At 68.0% G+C, this 21,574-nt stretch carries 18 protein-coding genes, 1 tRNA gene and 2 pseudogenes; 10 read left to right on the forward strand and 11 right to left on the reverse strand.

Annotation, left to right across the window (positions count from 1 at the left end):
* Positions 1 to 15: 15 nt before the first annotated feature.
* Positions 16 to 1,308, reverse strand: a pseudogene (locus DIE21_RS18265) (c-type cytochrome); the annotation flags it as partial.
* Positions 1,309 to 1,327: 19 nt separating this feature from the next.
* Positions 1,328 to 2,092, reverse strand: a complete 765-nt coding sequence (locus DIE21_RS18270; protein WP_124499021.1) for a c-type cytochrome — start codon at positions 2,090 to 2,092, stop codon at positions 1,328 to 1,330.
* 377 nt (positions 2,093 to 2,469) lie between these two features.
* On the opposite strand from DIE21_RS18270, the gene DIE21_RS18275 reads away from it, so the two are divergent.
* Entirely contained in the window at positions 2,470 to 3,402 is a 933-nt protein-coding gene (locus DIE21_RS18275) for a CopD family protein (protein WP_124499022.1), read from the forward strand.
* Between the two features lie 139 nt (positions 3,403 to 3,541).
* Here DIE21_RS18275 and dgoD read toward each other — a convergent pair whose 3' ends face one another.
* Positions 3,542 to 4,690, reverse strand: a complete 1,149-nt coding sequence (gene dgoD, locus DIE21_RS18280) for a galactonate dehydratase (RefSeq protein WP_124499023.1) — start codon at positions 4,688 to 4,690, stop codon at positions 3,542 to 3,544.
* Between the two features lie 134 nt (positions 4,691 to 4,824).
* Between dgoD and DIE21_RS18285 the strand changes: the two genes are divergently transcribed.
* Complete coding sequence (locus DIE21_RS18285; RefSeq protein ID WP_124499024.1) at positions 4,825 to 5,529, forward strand: FadR/GntR family transcriptional regulator; 705 nt, start codon at positions 4,825 to 4,827, stop codon at positions 5,527 to 5,529.
* A gap of 16 nt (positions 5,530 to 5,545) precedes the next feature.
* On the opposite strand, the pseudogene DIE21_RS18290 reads toward DIE21_RS18285, so the two are convergent.
* A pseudogene (locus DIE21_RS18290) lies at positions 5,546 to 5,805 on the reverse strand (DUF1272 domain-containing protein).
* Positions 5,806 to 5,960: 155 nt separating this feature from the next.
* Between DIE21_RS18290 and DIE21_RS18295 the strand changes: the two are divergent.
* Complete coding sequence (locus tag DIE21_RS18295) at positions 5,961 to 6,308, forward strand: GFA family protein (protein ID WP_124499025.1); 348 nt, start codon at positions 5,961 to 5,963, stop codon at positions 6,306 to 6,308.
* 34 nt (positions 6,309 to 6,342) lie between these two features.
* Here the strand turns inward: DIE21_RS18295 and DIE21_RS18300 are convergent, their stop codons facing one another.
* On the reverse strand, positions 6,343 to 9,441 hold the full coding sequence (locus tag DIE21_RS18300; RefSeq protein WP_124499026.1) for a transglycosylase domain-containing protein: 3,099 nt from the start codon (positions 9,439 to 9,441) through the stop codon (positions 6,343 to 6,345).
* Between the two features lie 387 nt (positions 9,442 to 9,828).
* Here DIE21_RS18300 and DIE21_RS18305 point away from each other — a divergent pair, with 387 nt between their 5' ends.
* Together DIE21_RS18305 and DIE21_RS18310 are read left to right on the forward strand one after the other, a co-directional pair.
* Positions 9,829 to 10,221, forward strand: coding sequence for an MAPEG family protein (locus DIE21_RS18305; RefSeq protein ID WP_124499027.1), 393 nt, complete (start codon positions 9,829 to 9,831; stop codon positions 10,219 to 10,221).
* A 152-nt stretch (positions 10,222 to 10,373) separates the two neighbouring features.
* Positions 10,374 to 10,658 (forward strand): PAAR domain-containing protein, encoded by a 285-nt coding sequence (locus DIE21_RS18310; protein WP_059495397.1) that lies wholly within the window; start codon positions 10,374 to 10,376, stop codon positions 10,656 to 10,658.
* A gap of 58 nt (positions 10,659 to 10,716) precedes the next feature.
* Here DIE21_RS18310 and DIE21_RS18315 read toward each other — a convergent pair whose 3' ends face one another.
* Positions 10,717 to 11,028, reverse strand: coding sequence for a cupin domain-containing protein (locus tag DIE21_RS18315; RefSeq protein WP_124499028.1), 312 nt, complete (start codon positions 11,026 to 11,028; stop codon positions 10,717 to 10,719).
* Positions 11,029 to 11,087: 59 nt separating this feature from the next.
* Positions 11,088 to 11,771 carry a DJ-1/PfpI family protein gene (locus DIE21_RS18320; RefSeq protein WP_124499029.1) on the reverse strand — a complete coding sequence of 228 codons (684 nt, stop codon included), beginning with the start codon at positions 11,769 to 11,771 and terminating at the stop codon, positions 11,088 to 11,090.
* A 115-nt stretch (positions 11,772 to 11,886) separates the two neighbouring features.
* Between DIE21_RS18320 and DIE21_RS18325 the strand changes: the two genes are divergently transcribed.
* Positions 11,887 to 12,855 (forward strand): GlxA family transcriptional regulator, encoded by a 969-nt coding sequence (locus DIE21_RS18325; RefSeq protein ID WP_124499030.1) that lies wholly within the window; start codon positions 11,887 to 11,889, stop codon positions 12,853 to 12,855.
* Between the two features lie 197 nt (positions 12,856 to 13,052).
* Positions 13,053 to 14,027, forward strand: coding sequence for a LysR family transcriptional regulator (locus DIE21_RS18330; protein ID WP_124499031.1), 975 nt, complete (start codon positions 13,053 to 13,055; stop codon positions 14,025 to 14,027).
* 110 nt (positions 14,028 to 14,137) lie between these two features.
* On the opposite strand, the gene DIE21_RS18335 is transcribed toward DIE21_RS18330, so the two are convergent.
* The 4 genes from DIE21_RS18335 to DIE21_RS18355 form a co-directional block, all read right to left on the reverse strand.
* A tRNA-Met gene (locus DIE21_RS18335) sits at positions 14,138 to 14,214 on the reverse strand.
* 156 nt (positions 14,215 to 14,370) lie between these two features.
* Positions 14,371 to 16,029 carry an MFS transporter gene (locus DIE21_RS18345; RefSeq protein ID WP_124499033.1) on the reverse strand — a complete coding sequence of 553 codons (1,659 nt, stop codon included), beginning with the start codon at positions 16,027 to 16,029 and terminating at the stop codon, positions 14,371 to 14,373.
* Positions 16,030 to 16,271: 242 nt separating this feature from the next.
* Positions 16,272 to 17,825 carry a sensor histidine kinase gene (locus tag DIE21_RS18350; RefSeq protein ID WP_124499034.1) on the reverse strand — a complete coding sequence of 518 codons (1,554 nt, stop codon included), beginning with the start codon at positions 17,823 to 17,825 and terminating at the stop codon, positions 16,272 to 16,274.
* A gap of 17 nt (positions 17,826 to 17,842) precedes the next feature.
* On the reverse strand, positions 17,843 to 18,571 hold the full coding sequence (locus tag DIE21_RS18355) for a response regulator transcription factor (RefSeq protein WP_124499035.1): 729 nt from the start codon (positions 18,569 to 18,571) through the stop codon (positions 17,843 to 17,845).
* A gap of 190 nt (positions 18,572 to 18,761) precedes the next feature.
* On the opposite strand from DIE21_RS18355, the gene recA reads away from it, so the two are divergent.
* The 3 genes from recA to DIE21_RS18370 all read left to right on the forward strand — a co-directional run bounded on the left by recA (position 18,762) and on the right by DIE21_RS18370 (position 21,459).
* The gene (gene recA, locus DIE21_RS18360) at positions 18,762 to 19,835 is read left to right on the forward strand and encodes a recombinase RecA (protein ID WP_046544497.1); all 1,074 of its coding nucleotides are present in this window, start codon (positions 18,762 to 18,764) and stop codon (positions 19,833 to 19,835) included.
* Positions 19,835 to 20,704 carry a recombination regulator RecX gene (recX, locus tag DIE21_RS18365; protein ID WP_124499036.1) on the forward strand — a complete coding sequence of 290 codons (870 nt, stop codon included), beginning with the start codon at positions 19,835 to 19,837 and terminating at the stop codon, positions 20,702 to 20,704. Before recA ends, recX begins: the two co-directional genes overlap by 1 nt.
* A gap of 146 nt (positions 20,705 to 20,850) precedes the next feature.
* Positions 20,851 to 21,459 (forward strand): DUF2889 domain-containing protein, encoded by a 609-nt coding sequence (locus tag DIE21_RS18370; protein WP_124499037.1) that lies wholly within the window; start codon positions 20,851 to 20,853, stop codon positions 21,457 to 21,459.
* Positions 21,460 to 21,574 lie beyond the last annotated feature (115 nt).

The raw sequence follows: 21,574 nt of genomic DNA on the forward strand, positions 1-21,574 counted from the left end.
GCGTCGCAAAAAGCAAAGGGGCGCGGAACGCAGATCGCTCACCTGTTGCGGCGAGATCGGCGTACCGTTGTTGCCCCACGACATCCGGATATACGTGACGACTGCCGCGACTTCCTGGTTCGACAGCGACTGTGCGAACGGCGGCATCCCGTACGGACGCGGATTCTTGAACGTGCTCGGCGGATAGCCGCCATTCAGCACCATGCGGATCGGGTTGACTGCCGATTCCATCACGATCGAGTGGTTGCCCGCGAGCGGCGGATACGCCGGCGGCTTGCCCGCGCCGGTTTCGGCGTGGCAGGTCGCGCAGTTGTCCGCGTAGATCTTCTTGCCCTGGTCGAACAGCGCGTTGCCGAACTGCTTCGACGGCTCGTACTGCATGTTCTTCGGCGCTTCAGCCTTCTGCGGGATCGACTTCAGGTACGTCGACATCGCGCGCGTATCTTCGTCGCTCATGTACTGGAGGCTGTTGTGCACGACGTCGGCCATCGGGCCGAACACCGCGCCCTTGTTCGACACGCCGGCCTGCAGCAGGTCGGACAGCTCCTGCACGTGCCAGTCGCCGAGGCCGAGTTCCTTGTCGTTCGTCAGCGACGGCGCATACCAGTTCTGCAGCGGAATCAGGCCGCCCGCGAAGGCTGCCGAGCTCACCGGGCCGCCCATCATGTTGATCGACGTGTGGCACATCGAGCAGTGGCCGAGGCCTTCGACGAGGTACGCGCCGCGGTTCCATTCGACCGACTTGGTCGGATCCGGCTTGTACTCGCCTTCCTTGAAGAACAGCGTGCGCCAGCCGAGCAGCAGGTTGCGGTTGTTGAACGGGAACTTCAGTTCGTGCGGACGGCTCGGCACCGACACCGGCGGGACCGAACGCAGGTACGCGTAGATCGCGTCCGAATCGGCGCGCGTGACCTTCGTGTAGCTCGCGAACGGGAAGCCCGGGTAGAGCAGGCTGCCGTCCTTCGAACGGCCGGTATGCATCGCGCGGTAGAAGTCGTCCGACGTCCACTTGCCGATGCCGTCCTTGTCGTCCGGCGTGATGTTCGGCGTGTACATCGTGCCGAACGGCGTCGCCATCGGCAGGCCGCCCGCGAACGACTTGCCGCCGCGCACGGTGTGGCACGCGATACAGTCGCCGACGCGCGCGAGGTATTCGCCCTTCTTGATCAGCGCGGCCTGGTCGGCCGGCGTGGCCGCGACGGCGGCAGCGCCGTGCAGCGTGTCGTTGCCCGGCCACAGGACCGGCACGAGGGCGGCAGCCGCGACGATCGCGACAGCCGAGAGTGCAAACAGGGACTTGCGTTTCATTGTGTCTGTCTCCCTTGCCTTATTGCGGTTCGCTGCCGCAGGCGAGCGGAGTCTTCATCGAACGCGCCGGGGCCGGCACGGGGTTGGCGGGCGCCGGTTGCGCGGCGAGCCATGCGGTCACGGCCGTCACGTCTTCGTCCGACAGCTTCGACGCGATGTCGTGCATGCAATCAGGTGCCTTCGCGTGGCGGTTGCCCGAGCGCCATGCGCCGAGCTGTGCGCTCAGGTAATCGGCGTGCAGGCCGACGAGGCCCGGGATCGCCGGCTGCATGCCGGTCAGCCCCGCGCCGTGGCAGGCCACGCAGGCCGGCAGCTTGCGCGACGGATCGCCTTGCGTGACGAGCTGCTTGCCGCGCGCGAGCGTGGCGGCCGGCAGCGTCGGCTTGGCCGGCGTCGGGTACGGCGGACGCTCGGCCGAGAAGTGCTCGGCGATCTCTTTCAGGTAATCGTCGTTCAGGTACGTCAGCAGATAGTTCATCGGCGGGTACTTGCGACGGCCGTCACGGAAGTTGACGAGCTGGTTGTACAGGTACTCCGCCGGCTTGCCGGCAAGCCGCGGGAAATAGTCGTTGTCCGTGCCCTGGCCGTGGACGCCGTGACATGCGGTACAGCCGCGCACACGCTCGGCCATCGAATCGGGTGCCTTGAGCGGCGCCTGCTGGGCGTGCGCTTGCTCCGTGGGCTTGGTCTGCGCTTGGGCAGCGCTCATAAGGCCCGCGCCACCGATCAAGAGAACGGCAAGCAACGGACGGAAGAGGCGTCTTGAAGACACACGAGACTCCATGTTTATTCGTCGGGGACCTGTCCGGGCTACGATCGGCTCGGCGCATGGACGGCAGGACAGCCGGGCTGCTGCGACGCGGCATTCTATCATCGATGGGTAATGACGGCTATTTGGCAAAAGGACAGCGGTTCCTGTCTGTTTGCGACTTGCGACAATTTGACGCGCATTGCACTGCCGCAATGTGAACCGGCGTGCGTTTTCACCATCGAAGACCGTACACTCGCGGGTTGCGCGGCGCCGCCTCCGCCGCAGATCCAGTCATTTCTCCCGTTTCCGGATTCATCGATGACGTTCCTTACCGTGCCGTTGCCGTCTTCCCGCTGTCGTTCCACTTGCCGCCGCACCGCCGGCGGGCCGTTCCCGGGAGGGCGCGCGCGATGAAGATCGACAGCTTGTGGATCGGGCAGGTCGCGCTGGCGGCATTGATGGACGCGACGTTCGCGATGGCGGTCGGCTCGGCGCTGCTCAAGGCGTGGCTCGGCAAGGATGGCGCACGGCCGGTCGTCGCGCCGTCGCATCCTGCCTGGCTGCGCGCGCAACATTCGCTGGTCGCGGCGGCGCTGGCGCTCGTGCTCGCCGATCTCGGCTGGCTGGTGTACGAAGCCGCGTCGATGAGCGGCGCGGGGCTCGGCGGCGCGTTCGCCGCGATTCCCGTCATGCTCACGCAGACGCACGCGGGCTTCGCGTGGAGCGTCGCGTTCGCCGGCGCCGTGGTGCTCGCGATCGTCGCGCTCGCGAAGCCGGAAGGCCCGCTCGCACACGCGGTGCTGTGGCTCGCGGTGATCGTGGTCGCGGCCGGCAAGGCGTCGCTCGGCCATGCGGCCGACACGGGCCCGCTGTCCGCGGCGGTCGGCGTGCAGACGCTGCACCTGCTCGCCACCGCGGTGTGGGGCGGCCTCGTGCTCGCGGGCGGGCTCGCGGTGCTGCCGGTGCTCGGCTCGTCGGTCGCGCGCGGCGCGCTGATCCGGATCGGCCAGCACCTGTCGCGTACGTCGGTGATCGCGGTCGTCTTCGTGCTCGGCGCGGGCGTGCTCAACGCGCTGCGCGGGCTCGGCGGCTCGCTCGCGCCGCTCGACGGCAGCACGTGGGGGCGCGTGCTGCTGCTCAAGCTGCTGCTCGTCGCGCTCGCGCTCGTGCTCGGCGGGCTGAACCGCTTCTCGGCGCTGCCGCGCCTGCGCCGTACCGCGTCGACCGAGGATGCGCACACGTTCCGCAACATCCTGCATCTCGAGGCGCTGACGATGATCGGCGTGTTCGTCGCGGCCGCCGTGCTGTCGTCGAGCGTGCCGGGGTTCGCGGCGCTCGGCTGACGGCCGGGCCGGCGCGGCGCAGGGCGGGGCGCCCGCGCGCCGCGTACTGCGGATGCAAGAACGGCCGCCTGTCGGGCGGCCGTCTCGAAGACGATGCGCGGCATGCCCGCCGCGCCATGCACGTCATCTCAGCACTGCATCACCACTCGGCGACGCTGCCGTCCGCGTGGCGCCACACCGGGTTGCGCCAGCGGTGGCCCGTCTTCGCCATCTCGCGCACCTTCTCCTCGTTGACGTCGATGCCGAGCCCCGGGCCCTGCGGGATCGCGACGAAGCCGTCCTCGTAGCGGAACACCTCGGGGTTGCGCAGGTAGTCGAGCAGGTCGTTGCCCTGGTTGTAGTGGATGCCGAGGCTCTGCTCCTGGATGAACGCGTTGTAGCTGAGTGCATCGAGCTGCAGGCACGCGGCCAGCGCGATCGGGCCGAGCGGGCAGTGCAGCGCGAGCGCGACGTCGTAGCTTTCCGCGAGCGTCGCGATCTTGCGGCACTCGGTGATGCCGCCCGCGTGCGACGCGTCGGGCTGGATGATGTCGACGTAGCCGCCCGCGAGGATGTGCTTGAAGTCCCAGCGCGAGTAGAGCCGCTCGCCGAGCGCGATCGGCGTGTTGGTCTGGTTGACGATGTCGCGCAGCGCCTCGGCGTTCTCCGACAGCACCGGCTCCTCGATGAACATCAGCTTGTACGGATCGAGCTCCTTCGCGAGCACCTTCGCCATCGGCTTGTGCACGCGGCCGTGGAAGTCGACGCCGATCCCGACGTGCGGGCCGACCGCGTCGCGCACCGCCGCGACGTTCGCGATCACCTGCTCGACCTTGTCGTAGGTGTCGACGATCTGCAGCTCCTCGGAGCCGTTCATCTTCACGGCCTTGAAGCCGCGCTCGACCACCGCGCGCGCATTGTTTGCGACATCGCTCGGCCGGTCGCCGCCGATCCACGAATACACCTTGATGCGGTCGCGCACCTGGCCGCCGAGCAGCGCGTGCACGGGCACGCCGTGATGCTTGCCCTTGATGTCCCACAACGCCTGGTCGATGCCCGCGATCGCGCTCATCGTGATCGGGCCGCCGCGGTAGAAGCCGGCGCGGTACATCACCTGCCAGTGATCCTCGATCAGCAGCGGATCCTTGCCGACCAGGTAGTCGGCGAGTTCGTGCACGGCGGCCTCGACCGTGTGCGCGCGGCCCTCGACGACCGGCTCGCCCCAGCCGACGATGCCCTCGTCGGTTTCGATCTTGAGGAACAGCCAGCGCGGCGGGACGACGAAGGTTTCGAGGCGGGTGATTTTCATGTCGCGGGTCTCCAGGGTTGACCGGCGCAGACGTGCGGACGCGGCGCCGTTCGAGGACGTGACGATTATCCTAGCGTAGCCCGATAAAAAATAGTATTAATAGCACTATTGTGCAGATAGTGGGCAGCCGCGGCGTGCCCGCCCAACGGAGAACGATCATTCAACGCGACCTGCATGGACAGACGGCTTTCCGGCTTGCGACGGCGATCCTGCGCGGCGACTATCCGCCCGAATCGCTGCTGCCGCGGGAGCCGGAACTGATCGAGATGTTCGGCGTGAGCCGCACGGTGCTGCGCGAGGCGCTGCGCACGCTGACGTCGAAGGGGCTGGTCGAATCGCGGCCGAAGGTCGGCACGCGCGTGCGGCCGCGCCGCGCGTGGAACCTGCTCGATGCCGACCTGCTCGACTGGTATGCACGCGTCGCGCCGCCGCTCGCGTTCGCGCTGAAGCTGCAGGAGATGCGCGAGATGATCGAGCCGCACGCGGCCGCGCTGGCCGCGCGCACACGTACGCCCGAAGCGTTCGACGCGATCGACGGCGCGGCGCGCGCGATGGCCGCCGCGCGCAACGTCGACGAATGGGTACGCGCGGACCTGCGCTTTCACCTGAGCGTGCTGGAGGCCGGCGGCAACGAGCTGCTGGTGCCGCTCGGCGCGCTGATCGATCGCACGCTCGAGGCGCAACTGCACCTGAATGCGCGCCGGGCGGAGGTCTACAACGCGTCGCTCGCGGAGCACGTGGCCGTCAGCGACGCGATCCGCGTGCGCGACGAGGACGGCGCGCGCCGCGCGATGGCGTCGCTGCTCGCGGTGACGCGTGCGCGGATCGAGATGTCGTGACGGGGAGGGCGGGCCGTCAGCGGTTCGCGCAGCCGCCCGGCTTCAGGACGCGCTGCGTCGACGCCGGATATTTCGCGAGCAGGCTCGCCGGCCGGCGCGGGCGCACCACCAGTTCGCCGCCGCAGTTCGGGCAACGGCCCTTCAGCACGTCGTCGGCACAGCTCGCGCAGAAAGGCTCGCCGCCCGCGTACATTCGAATGTACAAATGCGCGCGTCCGCCGAATCGGGCGGCAGGTCCTTGTCGCAGCATTCGCAGCCGGGACGCAGTTCGAGCATGGCGGTGTTCCTCGTGGTCGGAGCGGGTCGGGACGGGCGCCGCCGCACATTGCGCGCGACGCGGGTGCGCGCTACTGTACCCGCTTGAGTCGGCCCGGCCATCGGTGTCCCGCCGGGACGCCGTCGACGCGCACGGGCCGCCCCGGGAGACGACCATGCTCTATCGCGGAAGCTGTCACTGCGGCGACGTGACGTTCGAGGTGGAAGGCGACCTGCAGGGCGTGATGGCCTGCAACTGCTCGATCTGCCGGCGCAAGGGCGCGCTGATGTGGTTCGTGCCGCGCGACCACATGACGCTCCTCACGCCCGAGGACAATCTCGCAACCTACATGTTCAACAAGCACGTGATCCGGCATCGCTTCTGCAAGCGCTGCGGGATTCACACGTTCGGCGAGGGCACCCACCCGAACGGCACCGCGATGGCCGCGATCAACGTGCGATGCCTCGAGGATGTCGATATCGACGCGCTGCCCGTCACACACTACGACGGCCGCTCGCACTGAGCGGCGCGTCGTCGCGCGAGCGCACGGGCCGCTGTCAGGACGGCTCGGCCTGCGGCGCCGGCGTTTCGGCCTGCGGCGCGGGGCCCGCGGTGCGCGTGCCGGCCTCGACCGGGCGCTCGATCAGCGGCGCGAGCGCCGGCGCCATCGACTTCAGCAACTGCACGGCCATCGCGCTCGTGAAGTCGTAGCGCGCCGCGTACGGCTCGTGCGCGGTCGCCGTCAGCACGCCGAAGAAACGGTCGCCGAGCACGAACACGAACGTGCCGCTGCGATTGACCTTGCGCGACTCGATCAGCCGCGCGCCGCGCGCGTAGACATTGAAGCGCTGGTCGCCCGTCCCGGTCTTGCCGTATACCTGGAGCGTCTTGCCGTCGGGCAGCGTGAAGCCGCCCGCCAGGCGCCGCCCGGTGCCGCTCAGCACGACGTCGCGCAGCAGCGTGTGCACCACGTTGACGATCTCCGGCGACAGCATCGGCTGCGGCTGCGCGGCCGCGCGCACAAAGCGCGTTTCGTACGGCGTGCCCTTCGCGAAGTCGAGCCGCGTGATCGTCTCGGTCGGCGCCTTCTGTCCGCCGGTCGCGACCAGGCCGATCAGTTTCGCGAGCGCGTCGGGCTGGTCGCCCGATGCGCCGATCGCGGCCGCGTACGACGGCGTGACTTCCGCGAACGGGTAGCCGAGCGCGCGCCACGCCTTCGTGATTTCCCCGTACGCGCGCAGCTCGACCATGCGGCGGATGCGGCGGTCCTGGGTCGCGTGGTAGCGCGTCCTGTACAGCCACGAGTACGTGTAGAAGCGCGCATCGCGGCTGGCGCGCTGGACGTCGGCGAGCGACGCATTCGGATGCGCGCGAAGGTAGTTGAGCGTCCACAGCGCGAGCGGGTGGACGCTCGCGATATAGCCGCGATCATTGAGGTTGAAGCGGTCGATCGCGTACTTCGCGTAGAGCGCGGCGAGATCGTCGTCCGACAGCGTCGCGGCCGGCGTGCCCTTCAGCTGCGCGCGCATCTGCGCATCGAACCAGGCGAGCGATTCGTTCGGCGCGACGCTGCGCAGCACCGTCGCGATCTTCGGCGGCGACTTGCGCACGTCCTGCAGCATCAGCGCGAGCGCGTCGCCGGGCGCCTTGCCCGCATAGCGCGTGTAGTAGCGCTTCACGTAGACCTTGCTTTCGCCGTCGACGAACTGCGCGAGGTAATGCTTGCGCTGCTCGGGATCGTCGAGCCACGACGACGACGGGCCGGCCGCCTTCAGCATCTCGTAGTGGACGATGTCGCGCATCAGCCGCACGAACACGAGGTTGACCGAGTGCTCGAACGCTGTGTGCAGCGTCAGGATGCGGCCGTTGTCCGACTTTTCGAAGTTCGAGAACACCTGCGCGCCGCCGCCCGTGTAGAACACGTCGGGGCTCGCCGAGTACTTGCGTTCGACCGACGCGTCGAGCATCGCCTGCAGCGAGCGGTCGCGCGTGTGCGACAGGTAGTCGAGCGCCCAGTGCGACAGCCCGTCGATCGGGTCGGGCTTCACCTGCGCGAGTTGTGCGTTCGACAGGTTGCCGTAGCGCGCGTGCAGCTCGGAGACGATCTGGAGGTAGGTGATCAGCGTGCGCAGCTTCGCGGTCGAGCCGAGGTTGATGCGGCCGCCGCGGTTCACGTCGAACGGCTGGTTCACGCTGTCGGTCTGCACGCGCAGCAGGTTCGCGCCGTTGCGATGCTCGTACAGCGTGAAGCTGTACGTGAGGTGCGACGGGTCGTCCTTCGGCGCGAGCATCTCGAAGCCGTACAGACCGGCGGCCTGTGCGCCGTCGCGGGTCGATGCCTTCGCGAGCCGTTCGGCGACCGCCTGCTGCACACCGTTGTCGAGCGTGCTGGTGGCTTCCAGGTCGAACTGGTCGAGCTGGTACACGTCACTGATCCCGAGCGCCGACAGCAGCGACGCGCGTGCCGACGACACGGCCTTGCGCGACACGAACGACTGCACGTGCGCGGCGGCCGGCGGCGCGCTGCGCTCGATCTGCGCGGCGAGCGCCGCATCGCGCAGTGCGGGCGAGATCACGCCGCCGTTCGACAGGAGCCGCAGGTAGCTGTCGGTCAGCTTCTGCAGCGCCGGATAGCCGCGATTCAGGAAGTACGACGGCGCGCGCTGCGCGATGATCAGCGACAGCACCTCGCGGAAGGTCTTGCCCTGTTCGTCGACGTTGTCGCCGGTCGTCGGCGCCGACAGGATGCGGTTCACGTCGTTGAAGTCGCGGCCGTACCACGCGGCGAGGCCGTCGCCGATGCCGGTGATCTCGCCCACATGCGGCCGCGCGGCGAGCGGCACCGAGTTCAGGTAGCGCACGACGATCGAGCGGCGCGCGAGCATCGTCTGCGGGCCGTTCATGTACGCGAGGATCGACGCGGACGCGATCTGCCGCAACTTCTCCGGCGGCGTCGCGGTGCGGCCGTCGGGCGAATGGCGGAACTTCTCGATCTGCGTCGCGAGCGTGCTGCCGCCCGGGCGTGCCTGTTGATGGTTGACGACGTGCATCGCCTGGTCGGCGAGCGCCCGGCTGAAGCGCCCCCAGTCGATCGCCGGATTGCGGTTCGGCTGGTTCGCGTCGAGCAGGTAGCGATCCTCGATGAACAGCAGCGAATCGGTGACCACGCGCGGCACCGCGTCGAAGTCGGCGTACACGCGCTGCGGGAACACCGTCGCGAACAGCGGCGAGCCGGTCGAATCGAACAGCATCAGCCCGGCCTGGTCCTTTTCTTCGTAAGGCAGGAACAGGCCGCGATCGGCGAGCGAGAGCATCCGGTCGGAATCGCGCGCCTGCTTGCCGACGACGAAGCCGCGCGCGAGCAGGCGCTGCTGGAACGCGGGAATCATCGCGTAGCCGAGGCGCTGGTCGTACGGACCGCTGGCGGGGAAGCGGACGTGGTCGCTCGCGCCCGCTTCGACGGTGTAGCCGACGTCGCGTGTGAGTTCGGACAGGTAGTGCGCCTGCAGACGCGACGTCTCGATCTCGGTCATCACGAGCCGCGCAAGGATCGCGATCGCGATCGCCAGCGCGGCCAGCAAGGACCACTTGATCCACGTCCAGACCGATGCACTACCGGTCACGCGCGGCAGGATGCGATTCAGCGGCCGATTCATGGCGGCGTCTCCCTGAAGGCGCGGGCTTCGGCCACACCTCATTAAGGATTAGTGTAGTCCTCCGCGGCGGGCTGCCAAGAGCGATTGACTACCGAGATGCGCCGACGCAACGCGCGTGCCTGCGGGCCGCCCGCAGCGTAACGTTTGCGCGTTTCATGTCGGGACGTCCGCGTGGCAAGGGGTTCGGCGGGCAAGCCCGGGCGGCCGGGCGGGCGGAAGATGCACCGGTTTCGTGCGGTGCGGCAGGGCGACAATTCGGGCCGGAACGTGCCCGTGAAACCGCGGCCGTCGTACGGCGATGCTGCGGGTTTTCGCGATAGCCGTGCGCGCCGGCCGCGGGTAGGATCGCCGGATGTGCGGCGCACTTCCGCTTTCGCCGAGAGTCCCATGCCGATCCATCCCGTCGCGCTCGTTTGCACGGCCATCCTCGGGCTGCTGCTGTTCGGGCTCGGGCTCATCGTGTCCGTCACGCGCTTCCGGTGCACCACCGGATCCGGGTGTGCCCCCGATCCGGCGAACGGGTTGCACAAGGTCGTGCGCGCGCACGGCAACACGGCCGAATACGCGCCGTTTCTCGCGGTGCTGTTTCTCTATTTCGGCGCGCATGATCCGTCGCGCGCGGTTCTGGCGCTGATCGTCGCGGCGACCGCGTGCCGCTGCCTGCTCGTGGTCGGATTGCTGGCGTGGCCGACGATGGCCAACCCGAATCCCGTGCGCTTCGTCGGCGCGCTCGGCACGTATCTGTGCGGCGCCGCGCTGTGTATCGCGCTGTTCGTCTGAAGGGCGGCGCTCGGGGCATACGGCACCAGTCCTGACGGGAGCGGCCGCGGCGAGCGGTGATATGCTCGCGGGGCGCCCGCGATCGACGGGCGGATTCCGACTGCCTGCGCGCTGCCGCGTTGCACGGCATTTCCGAGGGAAGAACCGACAACATGAGCCGCAAATTCATTCTGAAGGGCGACACGACCGACCACGGCGGGGTGGTGCTCGAAGGGATCGCCAATTCGTCATTCGACGGACGCGAACTCGCCTATCTCGGCGCGTCCGTGTTCTGCGCCGCGTGCAAGTCGCCGGGCGTGATCGTGTCCGACGGCGGAGAGCGGACGATGACCGTGATGGGCAAGGTCGTCGCGCTCGAACACGACCTGTGCCAGTGTCTGTGCACGCCGCAGCCGAAGCTGATCGCGTCGCAGGCCACGGGGACGATCACCGGATGACACCCGCCGCGCGGATGCGGTTGCCATCCGCGCGACGTCGGCGCACGGCCGCCGGCCGTCAGACGCTGCCTTCGGCTTCGATCACGAGGATGCGTGCTTCGCCGAGCGGATGCGCGACGTGCTCGATGCCGGCCGCCGCATGGAACACGTCACCCGTTTCGAGCACCGTCGCGTGCTCGACGCCTGCCACGCGATAGCGCATCTCGACGCGGCCGTCGAGCACGGCAAACACTTCCTCGCCGTCGTTCACATGCCATCGATACGGCTGGTCGGTCCAGTGCAGGCGGACCGTGACGCCGTTCAGGTTCGCGATGTCGAGCGCGCCCCACGCGCGGTCCGCGGTGAACGCCGCGCTGCGGATGATGTTCATCGATGTGTTCTCCGGCGCCACGGCGCGTCGCCCTTCCGTCAATTTCCCCGCCCTCGCATTCAGCGCGACACCGCGCGCAGTGCCTGTTCGATCGTCTGCTTGCGTTTCGCAAAGCCGGCCGCCGAGCGTTCGGTGACGCGCTTCACGACCGATGCTGGCGCCGTGTCGGGCGAACCGGCGTCGAACGGCGGCGCAGGTGCGTATTCGAGCTGCAGCTGGATCGCCTGCGCTTCTTCGTCGCCGGCCAGTTCCGCGGCGATCGTCAACGCGAAGTCGATGCCGGCCGTCACGCCGCCGCCGGTGATCAGGTTGCCGTCGCGCACCACGCGCTCGCGCACGGGCACCGCACCGAGCGGTTCGAGCAGTGCATGAAACGCCCAGTGCGTCGTCGCGCGGCGTCCGCGCAGCAGGCCGGCCACGCCGAGCAGCAGCGCGCCCGTGCAGACCGACGTCACGTAGCGCGCGGCGGCCGCGCGCTGCTGCACGAACGCGATCGTTTCGGCATCGAGCAGCAGGTCGTTGATCCCGATCCCGCCGGGCACGCAGATCACGTCGAGCGGCGGGCAGTCGTCGAACGTGCAGGTCGGCGCGAGCGCGAGGCCGCTGCTCGACGCGACGCTGTCGCGCGATTTCCAGACCAGGTGGACAGCCGCGCCGGGCAGCGATGCGAGCACGTCGTGCGGGCCGGTGAGATCGAGTTGCTGGACGCCCGGAAACACGAGAAGGCCGATATGCAGGGTCATGCGAACACTCCGAAGGGAAGGGGGGCGCCGCGACCGGCGCACGATGGACAGATCGATTCTAGGCGCGTAGTGTTTGGCGAAATTGCCATATCCCCCACGTTTTCTGCCAAACGCCATGTCCGCCGCTCCGCGCTCGATCCTGGTCCTCGCGTTTCCCCGTGCGCAGTTGCTCGACGTGACCGGGCCGCTGCAGGTGTTTGCATCCGTCAACGAACTCGCGCAGGAGCGCGGTCAGCCCGCGCCGTATGCGCCGCGCGTCGTCGCCGCCGAGGCCGGGCCGATCGAGACGTCGTCCGGCCTCGTCGTGATGGCCGATTCGCTGCGCTCGGCCGGGCGGCCCGATACGGTGATCGTGGCCGGCGGCAAGGGCGTGCACGCCGCTTCGCGGGATGCGCGGATGGTGCGCTGGGTCCGGCAGCAGGCGCAGCGCGCGCGACGTGTCGCGTCCGTCTGCACCGGGGCGTTCCTGCTCGCCGAGGCCGGCCTGCTCGACGGGCGGCGCGCGGTCACGCACTGGGCGCGCTGCGACGAATTCGCGGCGCGCTACCCGAACGTGCGCGTCGAGCCCGATCCGATCTTCATCCGCGAAGGCGCGCTGTGGACGTCGGCCGGTGTGACGGCCGGCATCGATCTCGCGCTCGCGCTCGTCGAGGATGATCTCGGGCGGGCGGTCGCGCTCGACGCCGCGCGCGAACTCGTCGTGTTCCTGAAGCGGCCGGGCGGGCAGGCGCAGTTCAGCGCGATGCTGTCGATGCAGCGCACCGACGACCGCTTCGGCGAGCTGCATGCATGGATCGCCGAGCACCTGAGCGCCGACCTGTCGGTGCCCGCGCTGGCCGAGCGCGTCAGCATGAGCGAGCGCAGCTTCGTGCGCCACTATCGCGCAGGGACCGGCCGCACGCCCGCACGTGCGGTCGAACAGATCCGCGTCGAGGCCGCGCAGCGTTTGCTCGGCGAAACCGCGTGGCCCGTCAAGCGGATCGCCACACGGTGCGGCTTCGGTTCGGAAGAGACGCTGCGGCGCAGTTTCGTGCGCGTGCTCGGCGTGTCGCCGCAGGGCTATCGCGAGCGGTTCGTGCGGTAACGCGCGGGCGTGCCGCGGGCAGCCGGCGCGCGGCGGCCGGAGACAGGCCGATCGTCGTGCCGAACTGAACGAAACTCGATCACTTTCGAGTCCGAAGCGCCTGAACTGTTCGTGAACGGAGAACAATGGGTGGGGGCTTGTGCCGCGCGCGTTGCGCGCTCTATTCTGTCCTGTTGGCGATTCGAAGGGGGCGCAGCATGGACCGCATCCAGGCAATGGAAGTTTTCACCCGCGTGGTCGACGCGAACAGCTTCACGCGCGCGGCCGACACGCTCGCGATGCCGCGCGCGTCGGTGACGACCATCATCCAGAATCTCGAGGCGCTGCTCGGCGTGCGCCTGATGCACCGGACGACGCGCCGGCTGTCGCTGACGCCGGAGGGCGCCGCGTACTACGAACACTGCATGAAGATCATCTCGGAGATCGCGGAGGTCGACTCGAGTTTCCAGACCGGCAACCGCAAGCCGAGCGGTGTGCTGCGCGTCCACATGCCGAGCTCGCTCGGGCGGCGCGTCGTGTTGCCGGCGCTGTCGATCTTTCGGCAGCAGTATCCGGACATCACGCTCGACCTCGGCTTGTCGGACCGCTACGTGGATCCGGTCGAGGAGGGCATCGACTGCATGATCCGGGTGGGGCCGCTCGAGGATTCTTCGATGGTCGCGCGACGGATCGGGATGCTCAAGCGCGTGACCTGCGCGTCGCCGGACTATCTGGCGCGTCATGGCGAGCCGCAGGAGATTGCAGACCTGGCGGACCATCACGCGGTCAATTTCCGCGCGAGCCATGGCGCGCGGGCGATTCCATGGGTGTTCATGATCGAGGGCAAGCCGGTCGAGGTGCGGATGAACGGCAGCGTCACCGTCAACGATTCGGATGCGTACGTGACGTGCGGGCTCGAAGGGTTCGGGATGATCCAGCCGACGCTGTTCATGGTGCTGCCGAACCTGCGCGACGGCTCGCTGGTCGAGGTGCTGCCCGACTGCAATCCGAAGCCCAAGCCGATCTCGATCGTGTATCCGCACAACCGGCACCTGTCGCAGAAGGTGCGGGTGTTCGCGGACTGGCTCGCGGAGTTGTTCGAGTCGACGCCGGCGCTGGAGGGCGGGGAGAACTGGCGCGGGAAGGTGCGCGCGCAGACGAGCGAGGCGCAGCGCGGGGTGGTGGTGGCGTAGCAGCAGCGCAGCGCGTGGCCTGAGGGAGGGCGGCGCGCGACACGGTCGCTGAATGAGGCGGCAATGAAAAAAGCCGCTGATCCTTGCGGAACAGCGGCTTCCTTTACAACTGGTGGCGAATCAGGGATTCGAACCCCGGACCTGCGGATTATGATTCCGTCGCTCTAACCGACTGAGCTAATTCGCCGAAGACTTGAATTATGTAGACCTACCGCCGGGCTGTCAACACCTTTTTTCGTCTTCCCTGAAAAAAGTTGCCGGCGGCCCGTGCAGCCCGGGTTGCGGGCGGGGCGGGCACCGCAAGGAACACGCCCGACGACCGATGCCCGCCGGCTACCCGACCTCAATCCTGCGCGTAGATGTCCGAGTCCTTCGTCTCCTTGACGAACAGCAGGCCGATCACGAACGTGGCCAGCGCGATCACGATCGGATACCAGAGCCCCGAATAGATGTTGCCCTTCGCCGCGACGATCGCGAACGCGGTTGCCGGCAGGAAGCCGCCGAACCAGCCGTTGCCGATGTGATAGGGCAACGACATCGACGTGTAGCGGATCCGCGTCGGGAACATCTCGACCAGCATCGCCGCGATCGGGCCGTAGACCATCGTCACGTAGATCACGAGGATCGTCAGGATCACGATCGTCATCGGCCAGTTGAGCTGCGCCGGGTCGGCCTTCGCCGGGTAGCCTGCCGCCTTCAGTGTCGACGCGAGCGTCTTGTCGAACGCCGCACCCTGCGCCTTCGCGTCGGCGGCCTTGCCGTCATAGGCCGGGATCACCGCGTCACCCACCTTGATCTCGGCGGTCGCGCCAGCCGGTGCCGCAACGTTCTCGTAGTTCAGGCCGGCCTTTGAGAGCGCGCTTTTCGCGATGTCGCACGAGTTCGTGAACTTCGACGTGCCCACCGGGTTGAACTGGAACGAGCAGGTGGCCGGATCGGAGACGACCGTGATCGGGGCCTTCTGCGTCGCGAGTTCGAGCTGCGGGTTTGCGTAGTGCGTGAGCGCCTTGAACAGCGGGAAGTAGGTCAGCGCCGCGATCAGGCAGCCCGCGAGGATGATCGGCTTGCGGCCGATCTTGTCCGACAGCGACCCGAAGAACAGGAAGAACGGCGTGCCGATCAGCAGCGCGATCGCGATCAGGATGTTCGCGCTTGCGCCGTCGACCTTCAGCGTCTGCGTGAGGAAGAACAGCGCGTAGAACTGGCCCGTGTACCACACGACGGCCTGGCCGGCCGTCAGGCCGATGAGCGCGAGGATCACGATCTTCAGGTTCTTCCACTGGCCGAACGCTTCGGTCAGCGGTGCCTTCGACGTCTTGCCTTCCGCCTTGATGCGCAGGAACACCGGCGATTCGTTCAGCTGCAGCCGGATCCACACCGACACCGCGAGCAGTGCGATCGACGCGACGAACGGCACGCGCCAGCCCCAGTTGCCGAACGCTTCCTCGCCGATGAAGGTGCGCACGCCGAGGATCACGAGCAGCGACAGGAACAGCCCGAGCGTCGCGGTCGTCTGGATCCACGCGGTGTAGAAGCCGCGACGGTTCGCCGGCGCATGCTCGGCGACGTAGGTCGCCGCGCCGCCGTACTCGCCGCCGAGCGCGAGGCCCTGCAACAGCCGCATCGCGATGAAGATCACCGGAGCCGCGATGCCGATCGACGCGTAGCCTGGCAGGAAGCCGACCACGAAGGTCGAGATACCCATGATCACGATCGTCACGAGGAACGTGTGCTTGCGGCCGACGAGGTCGCCGAGCCGGCCGAACACGATCGCGCCGAACGGCCGCACGGCGAAGCCGGCCGCGAACCCGAGCAGCGTGAAGATGAACGCGGCGGTCGGATTGACCCCGGAGAAGAAGCTCTTGCTGATGTAGGCCGCGAGCGAGCCGGCCAGGTAAAAGTCGTACCACTCGAACACGGTGCCCAGCGACGACGCGAAGATCACCTTCTTCTCTTCGCCCGTCATCGGCGCGTGCGAAATTTGCCCGCCTAACGTTGCCATGAATCGTCTCCAAGTCCCTTGATATAGATATGCGGCCGCCTTGGGTGGGCGGGCCTGTCGACGATTATTGGCAGGGAAACTTACGGCGCACTGACTCGCGCGGACAAAACGACTGCGCGTTAACCCGTGCCGAATCGGTCGCTTCGCGCCCCGATCGTGTCGCAAACGGGCGATAAAACACCGGTTTCGATGCGATCGCGACCTGCTGTGCAGGATCGGCGTCCGGCGCCCGGCCGCGCGCGTCAGGATTGATCCGGGGCGGCTTCGGACAGCGGCAGGCTGATGCGCACGAGTGTGCCGGCGAGGCGCGGCGCCTGCTGATAGACATGATCGTCGAGCGTCAGCGTGCCGCCGTGCTGCGCGGTGATCTCGCGCACGATCGCGAGCCCGAGGCCGCTGCCGTCGCCTTCGCGGCCGAGGATCCGGTAGAAGCGCTCGACCACGCGGTCGCGTTCGGCGGCCGGGATGCCGGGCCCGGTGTCCTCGACTTCGAGATGCACGCGCCGCGCCGCGTGGTCGGCCCGCACGCGCACGGTGATGCGGCCGCCCTCGGGCGTGTAGCGGATCGCGTTGTCGACCAGGTTGCCGAGCATCTCGCGCAGCATCACCGGATTGCCGTCGACGTCGAGCGGCGCGTCGTCCTCCGGGCCTTCGTAGCCGAGGTCCATGCGCTTCGCGAGCGCCGCCTGCACCCAGTCGCGCACCGTGCGGCGCGCCAGCGCGGCGATCTCGACCGGCTCGAACGTCAGCCCGCTCGCGCGGTTCTCGGCGCGCGCGAGCGCGAGCAGTTGCGTGACGAGCCGCGCGGCCTGCTCGGAGCTCGTCGCGATCTGCTCGAGCGAGCGCTGCACGTCGGGCGGCACGGGGTGGCGCAACGCGAACTCGGCCTGCGTGCGCAGCCCCGCGAGCGGCGTCTTCATCTGGTGCGCGGCGTCGGCGATGAAGCGCTTCTGCAGTGCCATGTTCTGTTCGAGACGCGCGAGCAGGTCGTTGAACGACGTGACGAGCGGCTCGATTTCGGGCGGCGCGCGCTGCGCCTCGACGGGCGACAGGTCGTCGGGCCGCCTGGCGCGGATGTGCGCCTGCAGCGCGTTGAGCGGCGCGAGCCCGCGCGACAGCCCGAACCAGACGAGCAGGATCGCGAGCGGCAGGATCACGAACTGCGGCAGGATCACGCCCTTGATGATGTCGTTCGCGAGCGCGTTGCGCTTGTCGAGCGTCTCGCCGACCTGCACGAGCACGGGCTGCGTGCTGCTCGACGCCGGCAGCGCGACGGTCGTATACGCGACGCGCACGTCGTTGCCGCGCAGCAGGTCGTCGCGGAACACGACGACGCCCGGCGGCGGGCGGTCCTCGTCGCGCGGCAGCGGCATGTCGGCCTCGCCCGCGACCAGTTCGCCGCGCGTGCCGAGCACCTGGAAGTAAACGCTGTCGATGTTGTCCGCGCGCAGGAAGTCGCGCGTCTGCTGCGGCAGCGTCAGCTCGGCGACGCCGTTGACCGGATGGATCTGCCGTGCGAGCACGTATGCGTTGGTCTCGAGCGCGCGGTCGAACGGGCCGTTCGCGATCGTCTTCGCGACGAGATAGGTGACGGCGATGCTCATCGGCCACAGCAGCAGGAGCGGCGCGAGCATCCAGTCGAGGATTTCGCCGAACAGCGAGCGCGGGCGCGCGGCCTCGGGCGTGTCGGTCTCGTCGGGCGGCGCGAACGGGTTCTCGTAGCGCGCGTCGCGCGCGGCGTCGGCGGCGGACGGCTGCTCGCCGGTCGGATGGCGGGAATGGGCCGGCGTGGCCATTGCGGCGACGGCCGGTTTCAGCGCAGCGGCGTGCCGGCCGCCGCGGGCTGGGGCGCGGCCGTGTCGGCCGGCGCCGCGGGCGCGACTTTCTCGAGGCAGTAGCCGAGGCCGCGCACGGTGGAAATCCGCACGCCGCTGGGCTCGATCTTCTTGCGCAGCCGGTGCACGTACACTTCGATCGCGTTGTTGCTGACTTCCTCGCCCCATTCGCACAGATGGTCGACGAGCTGCTCCTTCGACACGAGCCGGCCGATGCGCTGCAGCAGCACTTCGAGCAGCCCGAGCTCGCGCGCGGACAAATCGAGCACGCGCTCGTTCGCATACGCGATGCGGCCGACCTGGTCGAACGCGAGCGAGCCGTGGCGCACGACGGTCGGGCCACCGCCCGCGCCGCGCCGGGTCAGCGCGCGCACGCGCGCCTCGAGCTCGTTGAGCGCGAACGGCTTGGCCATGTAGTCGTCCGCGCCGAGGTCGAGCCCCTTCACACGTTCGTCGACGCTGTCGGCGGCGGTCAGGATCAGCACGGGGAGATTGGAATTGCGCGCGCGCAGGCGCTTCAGCACGTCGAGCCCGGGCATCTTGGGCAGCCCGAGATCGAGGATCAGCAGGTCGAAGGTCTGCATCGACAGCGCGGTGTCGGCCTCGACCCCGCTCTTCACGTGGTCGACCGCATAGCCCGATTGGCGGAGTGACCGGGTGAGGCCGTCCGCGAGTATGCTGTCGTCTTCGGCGATGAGAATTCGCATGGTGCTGACCGGTGGCCGGCGGGGCGTTCGCGCCGGCGCGGCTGTCTCCGAAGTTATCCGTGTACAACGCAGCCTGCATTGCGGGCTTGCATAAAACACTGTTTTTTTATACAGTGTCTGCATTCGTGGGCGGCGCTTGAAAGCGGGCGCGCCTCTGACAGACGCTGCTCATCATAGCAAAGGACGATTCATGGAAGATAGCAAGAAGGGCTCCGGGATGACCGCCGAGAAGAGCAAGGCGCTGGCGGCCGCACTCGCGCAGATCGAGAAGCAGTTCGGCAAGGGATCGATCATGCGGATGGGCGACGGCGAAGCGACCGAGAACATCCAGGTCGTGTCCACGGGCTCGCTCGGTCTCGATATCGCGCTCGGCGTTGGCGGCCTGCCGCGCGGCCGGGTGGTCGAGATCTACGGTCCGGAATCGTCCGGCAAGACCACGCTCACGCTGCAGGTCATTGCCGAACTGCAGAAGCTGGGCGGCACCGCAGCGTTCATCGACGCCGAGCACGCGCTCGACGTTCAATACGCAGCGAAGCTCGGCGTGAACGTGCCGGAGCTGCTGATCTCGCAGCCGGACACCGGCGAGCAGGCGCTCGAAATCACCGACGCGCTGGTGCGCTCGGGCTCGATCGACATGATCGTCATCGACTCGGTCGCGGCGCTCGTGCCGAAGGCCGAAATCGAAGGCGAGATGGGCGATTCGCTGCCGGGCCTGCAGGCTCGCCTGATGTCGCAGGCGCTGCGCAAGCTGACCGGCACGATCAAGCGCACGAACTGCCTCGTGATCTTCATCAACCAGATCCGGATGAAGATCGGCGTGATGTTCGGCAACCCGGAAACCACGACGGGCGGCAACGCGCTCAAGTTCTACTCGTCGGTGCGTCTGGATATCCGCCGGATCGGCTCGATCAAGAAGAACGACGAGGTGATCGGCAACGAAACCCGCGTGAAGGTCGTCAAGAACAAGGTGTCGCCGCCGTTCCGCGAAGCGATCTTCGACATCCTGTATGGCGAAGGCATTTCGCGTCAGGGCGAGATCATCGATCTCGGCGTGCAGGCGAAGATCGTCGACAAGGCCGGCGCCTGGTACAGCTACAACGGCGAGAAGATCGGCCAGGGCAAGGACAACGCGCGTGAATTCCTGCGCGAGAATCCGGAAATCGCACGCGAGATCGAGAACCGCATTCGCGAATCGCTTGGCGTGGTCACCATGCCCGATGGTGCAGGCCAGGACGAAGCCGAGGCGATGGACGAAGAAGAGTGATGGTCGGGCGCCGAGGTCAGGCTGGCGAACCGGAAGCGAGCGACGCGCCCGAAACGGCGGGTCGCTCGGGCCGGCGAGCCGCACCCTCCGGCGCCAGCCGGCGGTCTGCAGGCAGCGATGCCGCGAACCGCACCGCGACGAGGGCATCCGACGATGCCCTCGTTTCGTTTGAGATCACCGCGCCGGACGATCCGTTCGACGACGACGAATCGTTCGACGCGCACGACCGGCCGCGTCGTCGCGTGTCCGGTGTCAGCTTCCCGGGCGAGCGCGCAGCCGACGCCGCGGCACCGGCCAGGGAAGACGTCTACACGCGCAGCAGCCAGCATCCGCGTCGCACGCGCCGCGCGTCCGGCAGTTCCGCCAGCGCAGCTTCCGGCGGCGGGTCGGAGGCCACCGAGCGCAAATCGTCGAAACCGCCGCGTTCGCTGAAGGGCCGCGCGCTCGGCTACCTGTCCCGGCGCGAATACAGCCGCGCCGAACTCGCGCGCAAGCTCGCGCCGTACGTCGGCGAGGACGAATCCATCGAACCGGTGCTGGATGCGCTGGAGCAGGAGGGTTGGCTGTCCGACGCACGCTTTGCCGAAAGCCTCGTGCATCGCCGCGCGTCGCGCGTCGGCGTCGCGCGCGTCGTCAGCGAACTGAAGCGCCATGCGGTCGGCGACAGTCTCGTCGAGGAGGTGAATGCACAATTGCGCGAGACCGAGTGGACACGTGCGCAGGCGGTCTGGCGCAAGAAATTCGGTGCGCTGCCGCAAACGCCGGCCGAGCGTGCGAAGCAGGCGCGCTTCCTTGCCGCGCGCGGCTTCTCGAGCGCGACCATCGTGAAGTTGCTGAAGGTCGGCGACGATTTCCCGATCGACGACTGACCGGTTCGGTCGCGCGCGCTGCGCGCGATTTTGCTGCAATGCAACCGCTTCCGGACAGGCGGGAATACCCGCCGTCGCGGCCGAATGCCTCGAATACCCGATATGCTAAAATCCACGGGTTTTCCTCTTCGGCCTCAACTTCCAGCATGCCGCTATCCGAGCCCGTGCCCCGTCAGTTGCGACATCGACGCGCAATCCGAGCGGAAGCCTACGAGCGCGGCGACGGCTTGTGGGACATCGAAGCCTGCCTGACCGACCACAAGCCGCGCGATGTCGCGCTTGCGTCGGGCATCCGGCCCCAGGGCCTGCCGATCCACGAACTCTGGCTGCGCGTGACCATCGATCGTGACCTCAATGTCGTCGACGCCGAAGCGTCTTCGGAATGGGTTCCTTATCCCGGTCACTGTCAATCCGCCCCGCCTGCCTATCGGGCCCTCATCGGGCTCAATCTCTTCCGCAATTTCCGCCGCAACGCGAACCGGCTGCTCGCCGGCGTCGCAGGCTGCTCCCATCTCACCGAACTGTGCGCCGTGCTGCCGACGGCAGCGATCCAGGCGTTCGCCGGTGATGTATGGAACGTGCGCGAGGAGGGGGGCGAAGGGCCGGACCATGACGGCGAGCACGTCGAACCGCCTTTCCAGCTTGGCCGCTGCCAGGCATTGCGGTTCGACGGCGAGGTCGTGCGGCAGTACTACCCGCGCTGGTATGGCCCGAGTCGGCCGGACTTGCCCGGTGAAGGCAGCACGAAGGAATGAACGGAAATCATTCGAAGAAGCGTCTTAAGCGACATTTCATCCAACTCTCAGACTGAAGGGAATCACGCATGAAGATTCACGAGTACCAGGGTAAGGAAATCCTGCGGAAATTCGG

This window comes from Burkholderia sp. Bp9140 (genome assembly GCF_003853425.1).
In the GTDB taxonomy this organism is placed as follows: domain Bacteria; phylum Pseudomonadota; class Gammaproteobacteria; order Burkholderiales; family Burkholderiaceae; genus Burkholderia.

What these genes read in the sequence shown, in the direction of transcription:
- DIE21_RS18350 (WP_124499034.1), bottom strand. Translation starts at nt 17,825, where the DNA reads ATGGCCACGCCGGCCCATTCCCGCCATCCGACCGGCGAGCAGCCGTCC.
- DIE21_RS18305 (WP_124499027.1), top strand. Translation starts at nt 9,829, where the DNA reads ATGCCGATCCATCCCGTCGCGCTCGTTTGCACGGCCATCCTCGGGCTG.
- DIE21_RS18270 (WP_124499021.1), bottom strand. Translation starts at nt 2,092, where the DNA reads ATGGAGTCTCGTGTGTCTTCAAGACGCCTCTTCCGTCCGTTGCTTGCC.
- DIE21_RS18355 (WP_124499035.1), bottom strand. Translation starts at nt 18,571, where the DNA reads ATGCGAATTCTCATCGCCGAAGACGACAGCATACTCGCGGACGGCCTC.
- DIE21_RS18315 (WP_124499028.1), bottom strand. Translation starts at nt 11,028, where the DNA reads ATGAACATCATCCGCAGCGCGGCGTTCACCGCGGACCGCGCGTGGGGC.
- DIE21_RS18300 (WP_124499026.1), bottom strand. Translation starts at nt 9,441, where the DNA reads ATGAATCGGCCGCTGAATCGCATCCTGCCGCGCGTGACCGGTAGTGCA.
- dgoD (WP_124499023.1), bottom strand. Translation starts at nt 4,690, where the DNA reads ATGAAAATCACCCGCCTCGAAACCTTCGTCGTCCCGCCGCGCTGGCTG.
- DIE21_RS18370 (WP_124499037.1), top strand. Translation starts at nt 20,851, where the DNA reads ATGCCGCTATCCGAGCCCGTGCCCCGTCAGTTGCGACATCGACGCGCA.
- DIE21_RS18295 (WP_124499025.1), top strand. Translation starts at nt 5,961, where the DNA reads ATGCTCTATCGCGGAAGCTGTCACTGCGGCGACGTGACGTTCGAGGTG.
- DIE21_RS18310 (WP_059495397.1), top strand. Translation starts at nt 10,374, where the DNA reads ATGAGCCGCAAATTCATTCTGAAGGGCGACACGACCGACCACGGCGGG.
- DIE21_RS18330 (WP_124499031.1), top strand. Translation starts at nt 13,053, where the DNA reads ATGGACCGCATCCAGGCAATGGAAGTTTTCACCCGCGTGGTCGACGCG.
- recA (WP_046544497.1), top strand. Translation starts at nt 18,762, where the DNA reads ATGGAAGATAGCAAGAAGGGCTCCGGGATGACCGCCGAGAAGAGCAAG.
- recX (WP_124499036.1), top strand. Translation starts at nt 19,835, where the DNA reads ATGGTCGGGCGCCGAGGTCAGGCTGGCGAACCGGAAGCGAGCGACGCG.
- DIE21_RS18345 (WP_124499033.1), bottom strand. Translation starts at nt 16,029, where the DNA reads ATGGCAACGTTAGGCGGGCAAATTTCGCACGCGCCGATGACGGGCGAA.
- DIE21_RS18320 (WP_124499029.1), bottom strand. Translation starts at nt 11,771, where the DNA reads ATGACCCTGCATATCGGCCTTCTCGTGTTTCCGGGCGTCCAGCAACTC.
- DIE21_RS18325 (WP_124499030.1), top strand. Translation starts at nt 11,887, where the DNA reads ATGTCCGCCGCTCCGCGCTCGATCCTGGTCCTCGCGTTTCCCCGTGCG.
- DIE21_RS18275 (WP_124499022.1), top strand. Translation starts at nt 2,470, where the DNA reads ATGAAGATCGACAGCTTGTGGATCGGGCAGGTCGCGCTGGCGGCATTG.